Raw genomic sequence first — 18,128 nt, 5'->3', positions numbered from 1 at the left:
TCATGGCGCGGGCAACCGGCAGGTACGGCACGCCGGCACGCCGATCCGCCGGAAACCGCCCCTGTCGAGGTCGGTGTACGAATCGGCGTCAGTCGATGCCGTAGGCGGCGAGGGCGGCACGCGCCTCCGCCGCGACGGCGCTGGCCAGCTCCGGCGGCCCGACGACCTCGACATCGGCGCCGAGCCCCAGCACCAGCCGGCGCGCCCAGGTCAGATCCGAGGCGCGCAACCGGACCCGCCAGCGGCCGTCCGGCTGCGGATCCACCTGCTCGCACGGGTAGTACTCGGTGATCCACCGCGCGCCGCGGTCGACCAGCAGCGTGACCTGCGGCTGGTCGGCGGTGGGCCGGAACGTGCCGCCGCGCAGGTCCGACGGTTGCGCCTGTGGCGGCGGCGCGGACGGCTCGGACAGCTCGGTCAGCTGGTCGATGCGGTCCAGCCGGAACAGCCGGACCGCCTCCGCCCGCCGGCACCAGGCCTCCAGATACGACCAGGCGCCGACGGTCAGCAGGCGCATCGGGTCGACCACCCGCTCGGTCGACACGTCGCGGCCGGCGGTGTAGTACCGGATCCGCAGGGCCCGGCCGCGGTCCAGCGCGCCGCGCACCTCCGCGGTCCGGTCGCTGTCGGCGGGGCCGCGCACGGCGACCCGGCCGGCGGTGTCGGCCGCCTCGCCGGCCGCCGACTCGATCTTCGCCAGGGCGCGCTCGACCGCGTCGCGGTGGGCCAGGCCGGGCGTCTCGGCCAGCGTGCGCAGCGCGACCATCAACGCCAACCCCTCGTCCGGGGTCAGCCGCAGCGGCCGGTCGATGCCGGCGTCGTAGGTGATCGTGACGGTGTCGCCGTCCAGTGACATGTCGATCAGGTCGCCCGGCCCGTACCCGGGCAGCCCGCACACCCACAGCAGTTGCAGATCGTCGCGCAGCTCCGCGGCGGTGACGCCCAGATCCTCGGCCGCGTCGGCGATCCGGATCCCCGGCCGCGCCAGCAGGTACGGCATCAGGTTGAGCACCCGGCCGAGCCGGTCGGTCGCCGCGCTCATCCAGCACACCTCCCACGACTGGCCCGCTGCCGCTCGCTCACGAGCTCACCTCCGACGCTCTGGCCGTACCGGCGCGCGACGCGATCGGCCGCAACCGGTCGATGACGGCCGCGCGCAGCTCCGGCGGGTCGAGCACCACCACGTCCGCGCCGTAGCCGACCAGCCGCGAGGCGAGCGACTCGACGTCGGAGTAGCGCAGCCGCACCACGTCGCCGTCGACGGCGTGTGCCTGGCGGCGGATGCCGTTGCCGCAGCCGGGCCGCAACCGCACCGTCGCGGTACGGGTGGCGGCCGGCTCGGCGAACGAGTGTGCCACGTAGTCGATCAGATCGACCTGCTCCGGCGGGCGGAACGCGTCGGGCTCGCCGACCAGCCGGACCGGGCTGGCGAACCGGGACAGCCGGAAGCACCGGGTCGCCCGCCGGTCCTCGTCGTGGCCCACCACGTACCACCGGCCGCGCAGCGACACCACACCCCACGGCTGCAACCGGCGGGTGGCCGGCTCGTCCGCGGCCGGGGTGCGGTAGTCGAACCGGACGGCGCGGCGCTCCCGGACCGCGCGGGTCAGCGGCTCGAACGCGGGCTCGGCGCTGACCACCGGCTCGACCCCGAGCGTCGCCTGCGGGTCGACCTCCACGCCGGCCGCGCGCAGCTTGCGCAGCCCCGAGGACGCCGCCTGGGCCAGACCGGCGTGTCGCCACAGCCGGGCCGCCAGACCGACCGCGGCGGCCTCGTCCGGCGCCAGCCGCACCTCCGGCAGCGCGTAGTCGCGGCGGCCGATCCGGTAGCCGGGCTCGGTGTCGAACACCGAGTCGGTCCCGGTCTCCAGCGGCACCCCGAGCTCGCGCAGGTCGGCCTTGTCCCGCTCGAACTTGCGCTGGAAGGCCTCGTGTTCGCGGGCGTCGGCGGGGTCGTGCCCGTAGCCGGGCACGGTCGCCGCGATCTGCGCGGCGGTCAGGAAGCGGCGCGTGGACAGCAGGCAGATGACCAGGTTGACCAGGCGTTCGGTGCGGGAGCGCGACACTCTGGCCAGGCTATCCCATCGCCGCCGGCCGCTCGTCGCACGACGGGTGTGGCGCCCGGCCTACATTCCCGGCGAAGGCGGGCAACGTTCGCAAACCACACGGTGCGGCCCCGGCCGGGACACCGCCCGCGGCGATGACTACCGTGAGCGCGTGGTGCGGTGGCGCAGCGGACGAGTGCTCGGCGAGCGGCGCCGCTGGCGCGGCGCGATCGAATACCAGGTGCGGCTGGACGCGCGCAGCCCGGACGACCCGGAGACGGTGCGCGCGCTCGCCTACCCCGACCTGGTCGGCACGGCGCAGGCCGGCGACCGGGTACTGCTCAACACCAACGCGCTCGCGCTGTCGCTCGGCACCGGCGGGTACGCGCTGGTCGTCGCCGTGCCCGACCGGCTGCCGGCCGACCCGACCAGCCCCGGGCACGTCGTCAAGGCGCGGTACACGCCGTTGCAGGCGATCGTGCAGGCGGTCGACGAGGACGGCGCGCCGCACCGGGACGCCGTCGCCGGCGCCGACGACCTCGGTGGCATGCCGGTGGTGCTGGCCGACCTGCACTCGGCGCTGCCCGCGGTGCTCGCCGCGATCCCGGCACGGATTCCCGTCGCGTACCTGATGACCGACGGTGGGGCGCTACCCGCCTGGTTCAGCCGCACCCTGGACGGGCTGTCCGACCGGTTGTGCGGCACCGTCACCGCCGGCCAGGCGTTCGGCGGCGACCTCGAGGCGGCCACCGTGCACGCCGGGCTGCTCGCCTGCCGGTACGCGCTCGGCGCCGCGATCACCATCGTCAGCCAGGGCCCCGGCAACCTCGGTACCGGCACCCGGTGGGGCTACTCCGGTGTCGCGGTCGGCGAGGCGGTCAACGCGGTCGCCGTGCTGGGTGGCCGGCCGGTCGGCTCGCTGCGCATCTCCGACGCCGATCCCCGGCCCCGGCACCGGGGGCTCAGCCACCACAGCCGCACCGCGTACGGCCGGGTCGCGCTCGCCGCCGCCGACCTGGTCGTACCGACCGGGCTCGCCCCGGCGCTCGCCGAGCGCGTCGCCGCCGACCTGCGCGAGCTGCCGGCCCGGCACCGGATCGTCGAGGTGGACGGCACCGGCCTGCTGGACGCGCTGCGGGCCAGCCCGGTCCGGCTGTCCACCATGGGCCGCGACCTCGACGCCGACACCGGCTACTTCCTCGCCGCCGCGGCCGCCGGCCGGCACGCCGTCGACCTGCTGGGCTGATCCGGGTCATCCGCCGGTCCCGGTCGGCGCCGGGCTCCCGGAGACATCCGCTGATCCCGGCCGGATCAGACGCCGGCGGGGATCTGCGGCTCGACCGGCGAGTCCGCCCGCGTCGCCGGATGGCCGGCACCGATCGTGCCGCGCAGCAGCCACAACAGCCCGGCCAGAACCAGTCCGACGCCGGCCGCGAGCAGGAACGCCGGCCGCGGACCGTGCGCCGCGGTCAGCTGCCCGCTGATCGACTGGCCACCGGCGAGCCCCAGCGTCACCGCGGTCACGATCCAGCCGAACGCCTCGGTGGCGGTACCGGCCGGCGCGACCAGCTCCACCGCCGCCGAGTGCGCCGTGGACTGCGGCGTGATCAGGCAGCCCGCCACCAGCAGCGCCACCGCCAACCCGACCAGCCCGGCCGGTACCGACAGCAGCGCCACCAGCGCGGCGAACCCGGCCAGCAGCGCCGGCAGCCGCAACCGCATCGCACGGGGCCACGGGCGCACCCCGTACACCAGGCCGAACGCCACCGAGCTGACCGAGGACAGGCTGAGCAGCAGACCGCCGGCCGCGCCGTGGCCGGCGGCGGTCGCCGACGCCGGTACCGCCACCTCCACGAAACCGACCACCGCACCGAAGCCGAACGCGGCGAGCGCGACCGTCCGCAGGCCGGGGCTGGCGAGGGCGCCCAGCACGCTACGGCCGCCGGCACCGCGGCGCGGGCGGTGCTCGCGGATCGTCGGGTTCAGCACGAACACCAACGACCCGGCGATCATCAGCGCCGCGCCGGCGACGAGGCCCGTCCCGGCCCACGGCGCCACCGCGAGCAGCCCGGCGATGCCCGGGCCGAGGATGAAGAAGACCTCCATGCTGATCGCCTCGTACGCCAGGGCGGCGTCCCGGTTCGGCCCGGCCGGCAGCAGCCGCGGCCACATCGCCCGCGAGGCCGAACCCACCTGCGGCTCGAACACGCCGATCCCCAACGCCAGCAGGACCAGCAGCGGAACCGGCCCGTGCGCCTCGATGGTCAGGCAGCCCACCGTCACGAACCCGGCGTACCCGGCAACCACCACCAGCATCGGGCGGGTCGCGCCGAACGCGTCCATCAGCCGGCCCTGCACCACCGAGCCGGCCGCGACGCCCACCAGGGTGCCGGCCGACACCAGCCCGGCCGGCCCGTACGAGCCGTACTCGCGCTGCACGTAGAGCAGCGCGGCCAGGCCGATCATCGCGATCGGCAGCCGGGCGAACAGCGAGGCCACCACCGGCCCGCGAGCGCCCGGGGTGCTCAGGGCACGCCGGTACGCGGCAACAGAAACGGACATGACCCCGAGTCTGCGGTCCGCGCCGGCGCCTTGCCCGGCCAATTTCCGGTAAGCTTCGTCACCCCGGCCGGGCCGTTACCCAAGCCAGCCGGGCCGGGCCCGCTCAGGCGAGCACGATCAGCAGCACCCAGCCGACCACCACGACGACCAGGATCAGCGCCAACACCCAGGTCGGCACCTTGTAGTCGCCGCGCCGGTTGCGCTCGATCTCGGCCCGGATCTTCTCCCGGCGCCGGTTCGCCCAGCGCCCGGCCACGCCGTACTGCGCGGCGGTACGCAGCTCGTCCCGCAGCGTGGGGATCTCGTCGTCGCTGCCGGCCGCCTCCGGCGGCTTCGCCGGCTCGTCCGGCTGCTTACCGTCGTCCATCGTCTGCACAGTCGTCTCGTCCGTGGCCCGTCACATGCTCGCGATCAGCTTGTCGACACGCTCGTCGACCGAGCGGAACGGGTCCTTGCACAGCACGGTGCGCTGCGCCTGATCGTTCAGCTTCAGGTGGACCCAGTCGACCGTGAAGTCACGCCGCTTCTCCTGCGCCCGCCGGATGAACTCACCGCGCAGCCGCGCCCGGGTGGTTTGCGGCGGCGTCTCCTTCGCCTCGAAGATCTCCACGTCGCTCGCCACCCGGTCGACCTCGCCCCGCCGCTCCATCAGCTGGTAGAGCCCGCGACCGCGACGCAGATCGTGGTACGCCAGATCCAGCTGCGCGACCCGCGGGTGCGCCAGCGGCAGGTCGTGCTTGCCGCGGTACCGCTCGATCAGGTCCAGCTTGCTGACCCAGTCGATCTCGCGCCGCACGCTGGACAGGTCACCCGACTCCACCGCGCCGAGCACCCGGCCCCACAGTTCCAGGATCCGCTTGGTCACCTCGTCGCCGCCGCGCTGCGCGACGAAGTCGACCGCCTTCGTGTAGTACTCCTGCTGGATGTCCAGCGCGCTGGCCTCCCGGCCGGACGCCAGCCGCACCGTCCGGCGGCCGGTCACGTCGTGGCTGACCTCGCGGATCGCCCGAATCGGGTTCTCCAGCGTCAGGTCGCGCATCACCACACCGGCCTCGATCATCCGCAGCACCAGATCGGCGGTACCGACCTTGAGCAGCGTGGTGACCTCGTTCATGTTCGAGTCGCCCACGATGACGTGCAGCCGGCGGTACCGCTCGGCGTCGGCGTGCGGCTCGTCCCGGGTGTTGATGATCGGTCGCGAGCGGGTGGTCGCGCTGGAGACGCCCTCCCAGATGTGCTCGGCCCGCTGGGACAGGCAGAACACCGCGCCGCGCGGAGTCTGCAGCACCTTGCCCGCGCCGCAGATCAGCTGCCTGGTCACCAGGAACGGGATCAGGATGTCGGCCAACCGGCCGAACTCGCCGTGCCGGGACACCAGGTAGTTCTCGTGGCATCCGTACGAGTTGCCCGCGGAGTCGGTGTTGTTCTTGAACAGGTAGATCTCCCCGGCGATGCCCTCGTCGTGCAGCCGCCGCTCCGCGTCGATCAGCAGCCCCTCCAGGGTCCGCTCACCGGCCCGGTCGTGCGTGACCAGATCCTGCACCGAGTCGCACTCCGGCGTCGCATACTCCGGGTGCGAACCGACATCGAGGTACAACCGGGCGCCGTTGCGCAGGAACACGTTGGACGAGCGCCCCCACGACACCACGCGGCGGAACAGATAGCGGGCGACCTCGTCCGGGGACAGCCGCCGCTGCCCGCGGAAGGTGCACGTCACCCCGTACTCGGTCTCAATCCCGAAGATGCGCCGATCCATGTACCGACATTAGCCTCACCGACCGCCTCCGCGCTGCCGTCGGACGGTCACGATCCCGGACGAGTTTTGCCACCCGACCGCACCGAAAGCGCGGCATGGCGCGATCGACGCGCGAACCCGCGCCGCCGCCGCAACACCCGGCCCACCGCGCCCGACCGTCCACAGTGGCCAGCCCGCGCCGTACGGTCCGGCCGCAGCCAGGCCACGGTGGGACGAAACCTCACTTGTCGTCGGCGTCACCCGCGGGCTTCTCGCCGCCCGCCTCGTCGGACTTCCCGGCGTCCTTGCCGGCCACCTCGCCGGTCGGCTCGGTGTCCACCGCCTCGCCCGCCGGCGCCTCGGCCGCCGCATCCCCGGACGGCTCGGCGTCGGCCGGGGCGCCCTGCGCCACCAACTCGTCCAGCGCGGCACCGGTGATCCGGCGGAACGTACGGCCGGCGCGACGCCGGTCCAGCACCGCCACCTCCAGCTGCGCCGCGGTCAGCTCACGCCGCTCGGTGCCGGTGCCGCTCAACGCGTCCACCGCCAGCCGCAGCGCCTCCGCCAGCGTCATGTCGTCGCGGTGCCGGTCCCGCAGCACCGCCGAGATCGCGTCCGCCTGGCCGCCCATCGCCACGTAGCCCGGCTCGTCACCCACCGAACCGTCGTAGGTCAACCGGTACAGCTGGTCGCGCTGCGGGCTGTCGCCCACCTCCGCGACACACACCTCCACCTCGAACGGCTTCGGCTGCTCGGTGAACAGCGTGCCCAGCGCCTGCGCGTACACGTTGGCCAGGCCCAGGCCGCGCACGTCGGCACGGTTGTTCGCGTACCCCTGCACGTCGGCGTAGCGGACGCCCGCCTTGCGCAGGTTCTCGAACTCGTTGTAGCGACCGACCGCGGCAAAGCCGATCCGGTCGTAGATCTCCGCCACCTTGTGCAGCGCGGTGGAGACGTTCTCCGCGACGAACAGCACGCCGTCCGCGTACGTCAGCACCACCACACTGCGGCCCCGCGCAATGCCCTTCCGCGCGTACTCGGACTTGTCGCGCATCAGCTGCTCGGGCGAGGCGTAGAACGGCATCGTCACGGCTGAGACTCTCCGGTTCCCATCGGCGCGCGCACCGGCGACCGGCGCGCGACTTGAGGCTCCAACACTGTTCGTACCTGGTGTGCGTGCGGCGCGATCAGCCGCCCGGGTGCTGCATCCGCTCCTCCACCACCGAGCGCACCACGCCGGCCACGTCCTCCTCCGGCAGCTCGCGGAACCCCTCCGCGTCCACCAGCGCCACGATCGGGAAGATGCTGCGGGCAAGGTCCGGGCCGCCGGTGGCGGTGTCGTCCTCGGCCGCGTCGTACAGCGCCTCGACCGCAAGGCGCACCGCACCGTCGGCGTCCACGTCGCGCGAGTAGCGCTTCTTCAACGCCGACTTGGCGAACAGCGAACCGGACCCGACCGCGTGGAAGTCACGCTCCTCGTACGGCCCGCCGGTCACGTCGTAGGAGTAGATGCGTCCGGCCGTCGCCGGATCCGCCGCATCCGGGTCGTAGCCGGTGAACAGCGGGACCACCGCGAGACCCTGAATCGCCGCACCGAGGTTGTCACGCACCATCGCGGCCAGCCGGTTCGCCTTCGCCGGCAGCGACAGCGAGGTGCCCTCGATCTTCTCGTAGTGCTCCAGCTCGACCCGGAACAGCCGCATCAGCTCCAGACCGATGCCGGCCGTGCCGGCGAACGCGATCGCCGAGTACGTGTCGGCCGGGAACACCTTGCGGATGTCGCGCTGCGCGATCAGGTTGCCCATCGTCGCGCGCCGGTCGCCGGCCAGCAGCACGCCACCCGAGTACGTCATCGCGATGATCGTCGTCCCGTGCGGGGCGAGGTCGCCGAGCGCCTCGGACGGCGGCAGCGGGCGACGGCCCGGCAGCATCTCGGGCGCCGCGACCCTCAGATAATCCGCGAACGACGGACCGCCGGTGTACGCGAATTCGACCGGTAGACGCCCGGGGAGATCTCGACCCACGGAGTGGTTCCTCTCAGGTAGCTGATCGCCTTGGCCAGGTGCTCGACGTCGTCCCGGAAGTGTCCGAGCCCGCCGTTGCAGTTGAAGCACAGAATGCCACGAACCCCGCCGGACACATGATCGTGGTCCACATGCTCCGGCGCGGCCCGCCCACAGATCGCGCAGACGCCGCCCTGCTCCGCGAGCATCCGCTCGAAGTCCGCCACCCCGATCCCGTACCGCCGCCGCAGGTGATACTCCCGCGAACCGCCGTACAACCGCTGCTTGGACTCCCGACCACGTTTGTTGTGGCAGGTCCTGCAATACGTGTGCACCTTCCGGCGGCGGCCCGCCGTCGGGAACTCCGTCACCTGCTTGATCTCGGCACAGTCGGGACACCACTTCATCCCCGCCGGGATCGCTTGTGAGGGGCGCTTCCGCGGGTTCGTCCCACGGCGGCGGCGGCTCGCTTCCTGCCGCAGGTTCGCGCAGGACTTGCAGTAGAAGGCGTAGCCGTCCCGACTACGGGAATTTCGATGGAACTCAGAGATCGGATGAGTCCTCTTACAGTCCTTGCAGAACTTGGACTCTATGTCCGATTTCTCCATCATTGTCCGCCTTTTTGCACGTAACCCTTCACGAACTCCTCGGCGTTCTCTTCCAGCACGCCGTCGATTTCGTCGAGGAGGTCGTCGACGTCCTCGGTGAGCTTCTCCTGCCGCTCGGCGACCTCCGGGTCGACCGCGGGGGCCTCGTCGACTGCGTCTTCCTCGGTGTGGCTGCGGTGGGACTGGGACTGCCCACCGCTGTCTCGCGTCGCCATCGGATGCTCCCCTCGCCGACGAACCCGTACACGCACCCCGGTCCGGTCGAGCCGACCGGACCGGTGCCGTTGAGCAAAATCTACCTCGCCGGGCGGACGAAACCCCGTGGCAAAACGGACGTCACGCCAGAGTGATGCGGACGGGTGCCTCGAACGCACCCCGCCGGGGCGTCGGCCAGCGCGCCCCGGTCAGTCGGCGGTCAGCTCGGCAAGCAGATCCTTGGCGCTGACGCACCGGTCGAACAGCTCACCGACGTGCCGCTTCGTGCCGCGCAGCGGCTCCATCATCGGTACCCGCACCAGCGACTCGCGGCCGACGTCGAAGATCACCGAGTCCCAGCTGGCCGCGACGACCTCGGCCGGGTAGTTCTTCAGGCAGCGGCCGCGGAAGAACGCCCTGGTGTCGGTCGGCGGCTCACCGACCGCGCGGACCACCTCGTCGTCGGTGAACAGCCGCCGCATCGCACCGCGCGCCACCAGCCGGTGGTAGAGCCCCTTGCCCGGCCGCACGTCGGAGTACTGCAGGTCGACCAGGGCGAGCTTCGGCGAGGACCAGTCGAGCTGCTCGCGCTGCCGGTAGCCGTTGAGCAGCCGCAGCTTGGCCACCCAGTCGAGCTGGTCGGCGAGCGTGTGGGGGTCCTCGCCGAGCTTGCGCAGCACCTCGTCCCAGCGGTCCAGCACGTCGGCGGTGATCTCGTCGAGGTCGTCGCCGTACTGCTGGGCGCAGAACGCGCGGGCGTGCTCCAGGTAGCCGCGCTGGATCTCCAGCGCGGTCAGCTCGCGGCCGTCGCGCATCCGGATCCGGTGGGTCAGCGACGGGTCGTGGCTGACGTTCTTCAGCTCGGTGACCGGGTCGGCGATGCCGAGGTCACCGGGCAGCGCCTTCGCCTCGATCATCGCGAGCACCAGCGCCGTGGTGCCGACCTTGAGGTAGGTGGCGATCTCGGACAGGTTGGCGTCGCCGATGATCACGTGCAGCCGGCGGTACTTGTCGGCGTCGGCGTGCGGCTCGTCCCGGGTGTTGATGATGGGCCGCTTCAGCGTGGTCTCCAGGCCGACCTCGACCTCGAAGAAGTCGGCGCGCTGGGAGAGCTGGAAGCCGGTACCGGAGCCGTCCTGGCCGATGCCGACCCGCCCGGCGCCGCAGAAGACCTGTCGCGTCACGAAGAACGGGGTCAGGTGCGCCACGATGTCGGCGAACGGCGTGTCGCGGCGCATCAGGTAGTTCTCGTGGGTGCCGTAGCTGGCGCCCTTGTTGTCGGTGTTGTTCTTGTACAGGTTGATCGCCTGGGCGCCGGGGATGGCGGAGGCGCGGCGGGCGGCCTCGGCCATCACGAGCTCGCCGGCCTTGTCCCACAGGGCGACGTCGCGGGCGTTGGTGCATTCCGGCGCGGAGTATTCGGGGTGCGCGTGGTCGACGTAGAGCCGGGCGCCGTTGGTGAGGATGACGTTGGCGAGGCCGAGGTCCTCGTCGGCCAGCGCCTCGGCCGGGTCGTACAGCGCGCCGGAGTAGCTGAAGCCACGGGCGTCGCGCAGCGGCGACTCCTCCTCGTAGTCCCACCGGGCGCGGCCACCGCGGTCGAGCTCGGGGCGGGCGCCGTAGGCGTTGACGATGGCCGAGGAGGTGACCATCGGGTTGGCGCCGGGCCGGCCGGGCACGGAGATGCCGTACTCGACCTCGGTGCCCATGACCCGTCGGCTGCTCATGCCCGCTCCCTGCTCGCGTGACTCGGTTCCTGGTGAATCGGCTCGCGTGTGCCGGCCGGGCCCCGGTGCGGACGCGGCCCGTCGGGCGATCGTGTTCTCGCGTCCGGTCCGGGGTGTCCGGATCGGCGGTACCCGCATCGAGCCTAGCCCCAATGTGGACGTGTCACGCCCGGTGGCCGGCATCGACCGGGCCGCGGCACCGGACCACCTGGTGGGCGGGGTCACGGTGCCGGTGCGACGAAGGCGTACCAGTGCCGGGCGTGGCCGGGGCGGGGCATCGGGTACCGCCGCCAGTCGAGGCCGGCGCGGCGGTCGTCGGGGTGCCAGGTGAGGAAGACGACCTGCTGGCGCCCCACGTAGCCGGGCATGCCGGCCGGGTTGGTGGTGGTGCAGCCGAGCCGGTAGGCCATCTGGGTGCGCCGGACCCCGACCAGTACGCAGGGGCGGTGGATGCCGAGGCGCCGCAGCTCGGCGGCGCCGGCCGCGGCGACGTCGGTCCGGTGCGCGACGCGGTGCAGGGTGGCGAGCTGGGCCGCCTCGTGCAGCACGCACAGCAGTACCAGGGTGGCGAGCAACGCCATCCGCCCGCGGTGCGCCGCCGACATCGCGGCCACCAGCACGCTCGCGACCGGCAGCGCCGCGAGACCATAGCCGGGCAGCAGGAACCGCGGTGCCGCGTAGCCGATGGTGAGCAGGTACGACAGCGCGATGCTCGCGCCGACCGCGGTGGGCAGCGCGATCGCGGCGAACCGGCGTTGCCGGCGGGCGACCACCAGCGCGGCGACCACCAGTACGGGTATCGCGAGCCACCAGGCCCGCAGCAGCCAGGCGTGCGGCGCGGCCAGGTGGTGCAGGCTGCACGGGCGGCACAGCAGCGGGCCGTTGAGCGCGCGCAGCTGGTACAGCACGCCGATCGGGTGCCAGCCCAGCCCGCCCTGCTGGCGGCTCGCCTCGTGCAACCGCGCCGCGAGCCCGCCGTACCGCAGGTGCGCCTCGACGATCCACTCGGCGGCGCCGGCGAGGCAGCCACCGGCGACCGCGAGCAGCGGGCCGGGCCGGCGCCAGCGGCGTACCAGCGCCATCGTGGCCAGCAACGGCAGCGCGACCCAGGCGGCGTCGGAGGGACGCAGCAGGGCGATCGCCGCGAGCCCGACCGCGACGCCGATCAGGGCACGCCGGTCAGACGGCCGCCCGGATCCCGCGACGAGCCGGTCGCCCGGGGACCGGCGGGACCCCGCGTCGAGCGACGTGCCCGGCGACCCGCCGGATTCCGAGGCGATGCGGGCGGGGTGCTGGCCGTACCGGGCGAACCAGCCGGTGGCGGCGACGGCGGCGAACGCCACCCAGGCGTTCGGCAGGTCCTCGGCGCCGTAGAGCAGCGTCGTCCAGAGCCCAGCGAACAGCGCGGCGGCGACCGGTACGGTGCCGGGTCGGCGCAGCGCGCGCAACCAGGGCCAGTACGCGGCGGTCAGGGCGGCACCGGCCAGCACCGCGAGGTAGCTGCGCAGCGCGACGACCGAGTCGGTGACCTGCACGATCGGCGCGATCAGGTACGTCATGCCGCGGGCCCGGGCGGCGGTCCAGGTCAGCGCCGGTACCCGGGGGCTGACCTGGGTGGCGTACAGCGACTCGTCGGCGCCGAGCGGCAGGTGCGGCGCGACCAGCACCAGCATCGCGACGCTGTACCCGGCGGCGACCACGACGAGCCAGAACCCGGCCCGGCGTACCAGCGGCGTGGGCGAGGGCGGCGCGGGCGAGGACGCGGGAACCGTGGTGTCGACGACCTCACCGCGCATTGCGCCCCTCCTCGGTCAACCCTGGCGGAGGGGGTTACACAGGGTGTTCTGTGTCTCCACGCAGATGATGGCAGGACGGTGGCAGCAGGTTGGCAAACGGCGACAAAAAAGCACCGGGGCAACCAGACTGGCTGGTCGCCCCGGTGCAAAAGACCGGTCGCCGGATCGGTCAGAGGTACTGACCGGTGTTGCTGACCGTGTCGATGGACCGGCCGGACTCGGCGCTCTTGCCCGACACCAGGGTGCGGATGTAGACGATCCGCTCGCCCTTCTTGCCGGAGATGCGCGCCCAGTCGTCCGGGTTGGTGGTGTTGGGCAGGTCCTCGTTCTCCTGGAACTCGTCGACGGTGGCGTCGAGCAGGTGAGCGAGCCGCAGGCCCTTGGTACCGGTGCTGAGGAAGTCCTTGATCGCCATCTTCTTGGCCCGGCCCACGATGTTCTCGATCATGGCGCCGGAGTTGAAGTCCTTGAAGTAGAGGACCTCCTTGTCGCCGTTGGCGTAGGTGACCTCCAGGAAGCGGTTCTCCTCGGTTTCGGTGTACATCCGCTCGACCGCTGCCTGCACCATCGCGGCGATGCAGGCCTGCCGCGAGTCGCCGTGCTCGGCCAGGTCGTCGGGGTGCAGCGGCAGGTCGGTGGTGAGGTACTTGGCGAAGATGTCCTTGGCCGACTCGGCGTCCGGACGCTCGATCTTGATCTTCACGTCGAGCCGGCCGGGCCGCAGGATCGCCGGGTCGATCATGTCTTCCCGGTTGGAGGCGCCGATGACGATGACGTTCTCCAGGCCCTCGACCCCGTCGATCTCGCTCAGCAGCTGCGGCACGATCGTGTTCTCCACGTCGGAGGACACGCCCGAGCCGCGGGTGCGGAAGATCGAGTCCATCTCGTCGAAGAACACGATCACCGGGACACCCTCGCCGGCCTTCTCCCGGGCGCGCTGGAAGATCAGCCGGATGTGCCGCTCGGTCTCACCCACGTACTTGTTGAGCAGCTCCGGGCCCTTGATGTTGAGGAAGAAGCTGCGCGCCCGCTCCCCCTCGCGGTGCTCCTGGACCTGCTTGGCCAGCGAGTTGGCGACCGCCTTGGCGATCAGGGTCTTGCCGCAGCCGGGCGGGCCGTAGAGCAGCACGCCCTTCGGTGGCCGCAGCTGGTGTTCCAGGAAAAGGTCGGCGTGCAGGAACGGCAGTTCCACCGCGTCGCGGATCTGCTCGATCTGCGAGTCCAGCCCGCCGATGTCGGTGTAGTTGATGTCGGGCACTTCCTCCAGCACCAGCTCTTCGACCTCGCTGCGGGGGATCCGCTCGAAGGCGTAGGAGCTGCGGGAGTCGATCAGCAGGGCGTCACCGGCCCGCAGCGGCGCGGCGATCAGCGTGTCGGCGAGGTGCACCACGCGCTCCTCGTCGGCATGCGAGACGACCAGGGCCCGGTCGGAACGGCCCTCCGGCCCCTCCAACAGCTCCTTGATCATGACGATGTCGCCGGCCCGCTCGAAGCCGAGGCTCTCGACCACGTTGAGCGCGTCGTTGAGCAGCACCTCCTGACCGCGCTGGAGGTCCTCGATCGGGACCGCCGGGGACACCGCGACGCGCAGCTTGCGCCCGCCGGTGAACACGTCGACGGTGCCGTCGTCGTAGCGACCGAGGAAGACGCCGTAGCCGCTGGGCGGCTGGGCCAACCGGTCGATCTCTTCCTTGAGGGTGACGATCTGCTCGCGGGCGTCCTTGAGCGTCGAGACCAGTCGTTCGTTCTGGTCACCGAGTCGTTGCACCTGGGCCTGTGCTGCGGCCAGGCGCTCTTCCAACAAACGGACCTGTCGTGGGCTCTCGGTCAGCCGGCGGCGAACGAGGGCCAGCTCCTCCTGCAGGAACGCGACCTGCGTGGAGAGGTCGTGGGCCTCCTTTTCCCAGCGCGCGGCGCGGCTCTCGGCGTCTTCGCTGCGTGCCACGTCTCCACCTCCCCTGGCTCGAGGTTTCCTCCTAAACCCTAACCGGTGATGCCCGGTTCGGGCTCGTCTCAACGCCGTCGGGTCGATGTGGAGATCATGACCACAGCGCCGCCCGGCGCCCGCGGCGGAACCGGGCGGCGGCCACCAGACCATCACGGGAGGGCGGCGGCCGCCGGCCGGCACCGGCCGGGGCGACCTACCGTACCGGTCGTTTCAGCTGGTCGTCTCGGTCGCGCGGCGGCGCGCCGCGTACGCCTCGGCGCCCTTGCTGGGCTTGCGTCGCCGGGCCGGCGCCACGACCCCGTCGGCCAGCCGGCGGGTGGTCACCAGGAACGCGGTGTGCGCGATCATCCGGTGTTCCGGCCGCACCGCGAGCCCCTCGGCGTGCCAGTCGCGCACCATCGACTCCCAGGCGTGCGGCTCGGTGAACCCGCCGTCCTCGCGCAGCGCCTCGACCAGCTCGGACAGCTGCGGGGTGGTCGCCACGTAGCCCACGAGCACCCCACCGGGCAGCAGCGCCCGCTTGACCATGGGCACCATCTCCCACGGCGTGAGCATGTCCAGCACGATGCGGTCGAGCTCGGTGTCGGTGGCGTCGGCGACATCGCCCACGGTCAGCTCCCAGGCGGGATGCTCGCCGCCGAAGAACCGTTCCACGTTGCGCCGGGCCACCTCGGCGAACTCGGGCCGCTGCTCGTACGAGTGGACCCGGCCGGTGGGGCCGACGGCCCGCAGCAGCGAGCAGGTCAGCGCACCGGAGCCGGCGCCGGCCTCCACCACCCGCGCGCCGGGGAAGATGTCACCCTGCGCGACGATCTGCGCGGAGTCCTTCGGGTAGATCACCTGGGCGCCGCGCGGCATGGACAGCACGTAGTCGGTCAGCAGCGGCCGCAACGCGAGGTACGGGGTGCCGCCGGAGGAGGTGACCACCGACCCGTCCGGGCGGCCGATCAGGTCGTCGTGTTCGACCCCGCCGCGGTGGGTGTGGAACACCTTGCCGGCGACCAGTTCGAGGGTGTGCATCCGACCCTTCGGGTCGGTGAGCTGGACCCGGTCACCGACGCCGAACGGCCCGCGGTGGGTGCCGGACGGTACTGCGGTCGGATCGGTCGGGGTGGCGGGCAGGGTCAACGGATCGTCCTCTTCGGGTCCAGCAGGTTGGCCAGGTCGTCGGCCGTGAGCACACCGACGATATGTGCCGCCGCCGGCTGCTGGCCGGGCGGGCCGTCCACCACCAGGTACTCGCTGGCCGGGGTGGCCTGGACGGCCCGGATCACGTCCTCGCGGGCCAGGTCCGCCGGCAGCACCAGCTCCGGGCGCAGCGTCGCGGCGACGGTGTCGACCGCCACCCACGGCGCGCGCTCGGCCGGGACGGCTGCCGCCGCGTGCTCGTTGACCAGGCCGACCGGGTTGCCGCCGCCGTCGAGCACCACCGCCGCGCCGGCACCGGTCTCGACCACGCGGCGGGTCACCTCCGCCAGCGGCATGCCGGCCGGCACCTGCAGCGCCGGACGCGCCAGCCGGCCGGCGTGCACCAGCTCGAACCGGGCGGCGAGCCGGCCGCCGCGGATCGCCTGGCCGGCACCGAACCACAGGAACATCCCGATCATCGCGCCGACCGCGACGATGTAGAAGCCGGTGAACCCGACGTACCAGTGGGCGTAGCTGTAGACCGAGCCGAGGATCGTCGCGACCGCGACACCGCGCCCGACGTAGCCGGCCACCCGGGTACCGAGGTAGCGGTCGGAGCTCGCCGCCCAGATCACCGCGCGCAGCGCCCGGCCGCCGTCCAGCGGCAGGCCCGGCAGCACGTTGAACACCGCGACGATCAGGTTGCTCGCGGTCAGCTGGAAGACCAGCTCGTGCGCCACCGTGCCGGCCGGCAGCACCAGCAGCAGCGCCCAGCTCAGCAGCCCGAGCACGGCGGAGACGGCCGGGCCGATCAGCGAGACCGCGAGCTCGATGCGCGGGGTCGGCGACTCGCGCTCCATCTCGGTGAACCCGCCGAGCATTTCCAGGCTGATCGCCCGCACCCCGATGCCGGACCGGCGGGAGACCACGGCGTGCCCCAGTTCGTGCAGGAACACCGAGATCATCAGGCAGACGACGAACCCGAACCCGACCGCGTAGGCGCCCAGGGTGGACAGACCGGGCAGGTTCGACTGGACGACCCTGCTGTAGAACAAGGTGATCAACACGGCCAGGATCAGCCAGGACATCGACACGTGCACCGGGATGCCCAACACCCGGCCGAGCCGGACGCCCGGCGGGGCGGGTGCCGAGGGCCGCGAGGTGTCATCCATCGCCACCATGCTACGCATCGGCCGGTACCACCGGCGCGCCGTGCAGCGCACCGCCGACCCCTCGGGCGGCCCGGTGGCGAGTGGCCCGGCGACGCGCCGCCGGGCCGTGCCAGCGGGTGAGCGTCGTACCCCTCGCCTAGGCTGCGGCCATGACGGTCGAGACCTCCCCTGCCGGTGTCCCTGCCCCCCGAGACGCCGGCCCGAACTCCGACGTCGACCGGCCCGGTGGCGAGGATGGCGGGGAGCGCGGGTCGCAGCATCCGCTGCGCCGGCACCGCACCAGCACGCTGTCCGCGGCCGAGCTGGCCGACGTGCGCGGGTCGCTGTCGCCGTCGCGCGCCGCGGACTTCAAGACCTGCCCGTTGCTCTATCGCTATCGCACCATCGACCGGCTGCCGGAGGTCCCGAGCACCGACCAGGTGCGTGGCACGCTGGTGCACGCGGTGTTGGAGAAGCTGTACGAGCTGCCTGCCGCGCAGCGCACCCCGGCCGCGGCGGCGGCGCTGCTGCAACCGGAGTGGCAGCGGCTGGCGGAGGCGGAGCCGGCGATGGCGGAGCTGTTCACCGGTGACGCCGCGGCCGATCTCGACGGCTGGCTGGCCTCGGCGGGTGAGCTGCTCGACGGCTACTTCACGGTGGAGGATCCGCAGCGGCTGGAGCCGGCCGAGCGGGAGAGCCTGATCGAGGTGGTGCTCGACACCGGGCTGCGGCTGCGGGGCTTCGTCGACCGGCTCGACGTGTCGCCGGCCGGTGACATCCGGGTGGTCGACTACAAGACCGGCGGCTCGCCGCGGGAGGCGTTCGAGGCGCGGGCGCTGTTCCAGCTGAAGTTCTACGCGCTGGTGCTGTGGCGCACCCGCGGCGTGGTGCCACGGTCGCTGCGGCTGCTCTACCTCAAGGACCGCGAGGCGTGCGACTACAGCCCGGACGCCGACGAGCTGGCCCGCTTCGAGCGCAACCTGGGTGCGCTGTGGGCGGCGATCGAGCGGGCGACCGCGGCCCGGCAGTTCCCGCCCAAACGCAGCCGGCTGTGCGACTGGTGTTCGCACCAGTCCAGGTGCCCGGAGTTCGGCGGCACTCCCCCGCCGTTCCCGGTCCCGGCCGAACCGGAATCCGCGCCGGTGGATCCGGCCGCGACCGGCGTGGGCGACCTCGGCGCCGCCGGGTAGCTCAGGGTGTCTCCTTCCCGCGGAGGAGGCACAGATCGGC

General features: G+C 72.6%; 16 protein-coding genes. 2 read left to right on the top strand and 14 right to left on the bottom strand.

Annotated features, from left to right (window positions below; all coding sequences use genetic code 11):
- Positions 1–88: 88 nt before the first annotated feature.
- Positions 89–1,042, bottom strand: a complete 954-nt coding sequence (locus tag Asera_RS21685) for a helix-turn-helix transcriptional regulator (protein ID WP_051802201.1) — start codon at positions 1,040–1,042, stop codon at positions 89–91.
- Between the two features lie 37 nt (positions 1,043–1,079).
- A complete protein-coding gene (locus tag Asera_RS21680) occupies positions 1,080–2,066 on the bottom strand; it encodes a helix-turn-helix transcriptional regulator (RefSeq protein WP_030446123.1) in 987 nt (328 codons plus the stop codon).
- Positions 2,067–2,217: 151 nt separating this feature from the next.
- Between Asera_RS21680 and Asera_RS21675 the strand changes: the two genes are divergently transcribed.
- Entirely contained in the window at positions 2,218–3,291 is a 1,074-nt protein-coding gene (locus tag Asera_RS21675) for a DUF3866 family protein (RefSeq protein ID WP_030446124.1), read from the top strand.
- A gap of 65 nt (positions 3,292–3,356) precedes the next feature.
- On the opposite strand, the gene Asera_RS21670 is transcribed toward Asera_RS21675, so the two are convergent.
- The 12 genes from Asera_RS21670 to Asera_RS21615 form a co-directional block, all read right to left on the bottom strand.
- Complete coding sequence (locus Asera_RS21670; protein WP_030446125.1) at positions 3,357–4,607, bottom strand: MFS transporter; 1,251 nt, start codon at positions 4,605–4,607, stop codon at positions 3,357–3,359.
- Between the two features lie 103 nt (positions 4,608–4,710).
- Positions 4,711–4,974 (bottom strand): hypothetical protein, encoded by a 264-nt coding sequence (locus Asera_RS21665; RefSeq protein WP_035296551.1) that lies wholly within the window; start codon positions 4,972–4,974, stop codon positions 4,711–4,713.
- Positions 4,975–5,004: 30 nt separating this feature from the next.
- A complete protein-coding gene (gene pafA, locus Asera_RS21660) occupies positions 5,005–6,363 on the bottom strand; it encodes a Pup--protein ligase (RefSeq protein ID WP_030446126.1) in 1,359 nt (452 codons plus the stop codon).
- 220 nt (positions 6,364–6,583) lie between these two features.
- On the bottom strand, positions 6,584–7,432 hold the full coding sequence (prcA, locus tag Asera_RS21655; protein WP_084131461.1) for a proteasome subunit alpha: 849 nt from the start codon (positions 7,430–7,432) through the stop codon (positions 6,584–6,586).
- Positions 7,433–7,529: 97 nt separating this feature from the next.
- Positions 7,530–8,273 carry a proteasome subunit beta gene (gene prcB / locus Asera_RS21650; protein WP_084131465.1) on the bottom strand — a complete coding sequence of 248 codons (744 nt, stop codon included), beginning with the start codon at positions 8,271–8,273 and terminating at the stop codon, positions 7,530–7,532.
- Positions 8,274–8,290: 17 nt separating this feature from the next.
- On the bottom strand, positions 8,291–8,956 hold the full coding sequence (locus tag Asera_RS21645; RefSeq protein ID WP_035296554.1) for an endonuclease VII domain-containing protein: 666 nt from the start codon (positions 8,954–8,956) through the stop codon (positions 8,291–8,293).
- Positions 8,953–9,168, bottom strand: a complete 216-nt coding sequence (locus Asera_RS21640; RefSeq protein WP_030446129.1) for a ubiquitin-like protein Pup — start codon at positions 9,166–9,168, stop codon at positions 8,953–8,955. The genes Asera_RS21645 and Asera_RS21640 overlap by 4 nt, the downstream gene beginning before the upstream one ends.
- Before the next feature lie 189 nt (positions 9,169–9,357).
- On the bottom strand, positions 9,358–10,875 hold the full coding sequence (gene dop / locus Asera_RS21635; protein ID WP_035296557.1) for a depupylase/deamidase Dop: 1,518 nt from the start codon (positions 10,873–10,875) through the stop codon (positions 9,358–9,360).
- Between the two features lie 221 nt (positions 10,876–11,096).
- The gene (locus tag Asera_RS21630) at positions 11,097–12,671 is read right to left on the bottom strand and encodes a hypothetical protein (RefSeq protein WP_084131468.1); all 1,575 of its coding nucleotides are present in this window, start codon (positions 12,669–12,671) and stop codon (positions 11,097–11,099) included.
- 169 nt (positions 12,672–12,840) lie between these two features.
- The gene (gene arc, locus Asera_RS21625) at positions 12,841–14,616 is read right to left on the bottom strand and encodes a proteasome ATPase (protein ID WP_030446132.1); all 1,776 of its coding nucleotides are present in this window, start codon (positions 14,614–14,616) and stop codon (positions 12,841–12,843) included.
- Between the two features lie 213 nt (positions 14,617–14,829).
- The gene (locus Asera_RS21620) at positions 14,830–15,747 is read right to left on the bottom strand and encodes a tRNA (adenine-N1)-methyltransferase (RefSeq protein WP_051802202.1); all 918 of its coding nucleotides are present in this window, start codon (positions 15,745–15,747) and stop codon (positions 14,830–14,832) included.
- Positions 15,744–16,919: a site-2 protease family protein gene (locus Asera_RS21615; protein WP_030446134.1), complete on the bottom strand. Its 1,176-nt coding sequence runs from the start codon at positions 16,917–16,919 to the stop codon at positions 15,744–15,746. Before Asera_RS21615 ends, Asera_RS21620 begins: the two co-directional genes overlap by 4 nt.
- 149 nt (positions 16,920–17,068) lie before the next feature.
- Here Asera_RS21615 and Asera_RS21610 point away from each other — a divergent pair, with 149 nt between their 5' ends.
- Positions 17,069–18,088 carry a RecB family exonuclease gene (locus Asera_RS21610; protein WP_084131471.1) on the top strand — a complete coding sequence of 340 codons (1,020 nt, stop codon included), beginning with the start codon at positions 17,069–17,071 and terminating at the stop codon, positions 18,086–18,088.
- The last annotated feature ends 40 nt before the right edge of the window (positions 18,089–18,128 follow it).

Origin of the sequence: Actinocatenispora sera (assembly GCF_018324685.1) — a bacterium.
GTDB lineage: Bacteria > Actinomycetota > Actinomycetes > Mycobacteriales > Micromonosporaceae > Actinocatenispora > Actinocatenispora sera.
The sequence above is the reverse complement of the archived record's forward strand: the minus strand, read 5'-3'. Positions and strand labels throughout refer to the sequence as shown.

Bases quoted from the DNA above. Each gene is read 5' to 3' on its own strand.
- pafA (WP_030446126.1), bottom strand. From the start codon at position 6,363: ATGGATCGGCGCATCTTCGGGATTGAGACCGAGTACGGGGTGACGTGC.
- Asera_RS21665 (WP_035296551.1), bottom strand. From the start codon at position 4,974: ATGGACGACGGTAAGCAGCCGGACGAGCCGGCGAAGCCGCCGGAGGCG.
- Asera_RS21645 (WP_035296554.1), bottom strand. From the start codon at position 8,956: ATGATGGAGAAATCGGACATAGAGTCCAAGTTCTGCAAGGACTGTAAG.
- Asera_RS21685 (WP_051802201.1), bottom strand. From the start codon at position 1,042: ATGAGCGCGGCGACCGACCGGCTCGGCCGGGTGCTCAACCTGATGCCG.
- Asera_RS21610 (WP_084131471.1), top strand. From the start codon at position 17,069: ATGACGGTCGAGACCTCCCCTGCCGGTGTCCCTGCCCCCCGAGACGCC.
- dop (WP_035296557.1), bottom strand. From the start codon at position 10,875: ATGAGCAGCCGACGGGTCATGGGCACCGAGGTCGAGTACGGCATCTCC.
- Asera_RS21670 (WP_030446125.1), bottom strand. From the start codon at position 4,607: ATGTCCGTTTCTGTTGCCGCGTACCGGCGTGCCCTGAGCACCCCGGGC.
- Asera_RS21615 (WP_030446134.1), bottom strand. From the start codon at position 16,919: ATGGATGACACCTCGCGGCCCTCGGCACCCGCCCCGCCGGGCGTCCGG.
- Asera_RS21640 (WP_030446129.1), bottom strand. From the start codon at position 9,168: ATGGCGACGCGAGACAGCGGTGGGCAGTCCCAGTCCCACCGCAGCCAC.
- prcB (WP_084131465.1), bottom strand. From the start codon at position 8,273: ATGCTGCCGGGCCGTCGCCCGCTGCCGCCGTCCGAGGCGCTCGGCGAC.
- Asera_RS21630 (WP_084131468.1), bottom strand. From the start codon at position 12,671: ATGCGCGGTGAGGTCGTCGACACCACGGTTCCCGCGTCCTCGCCCGCG.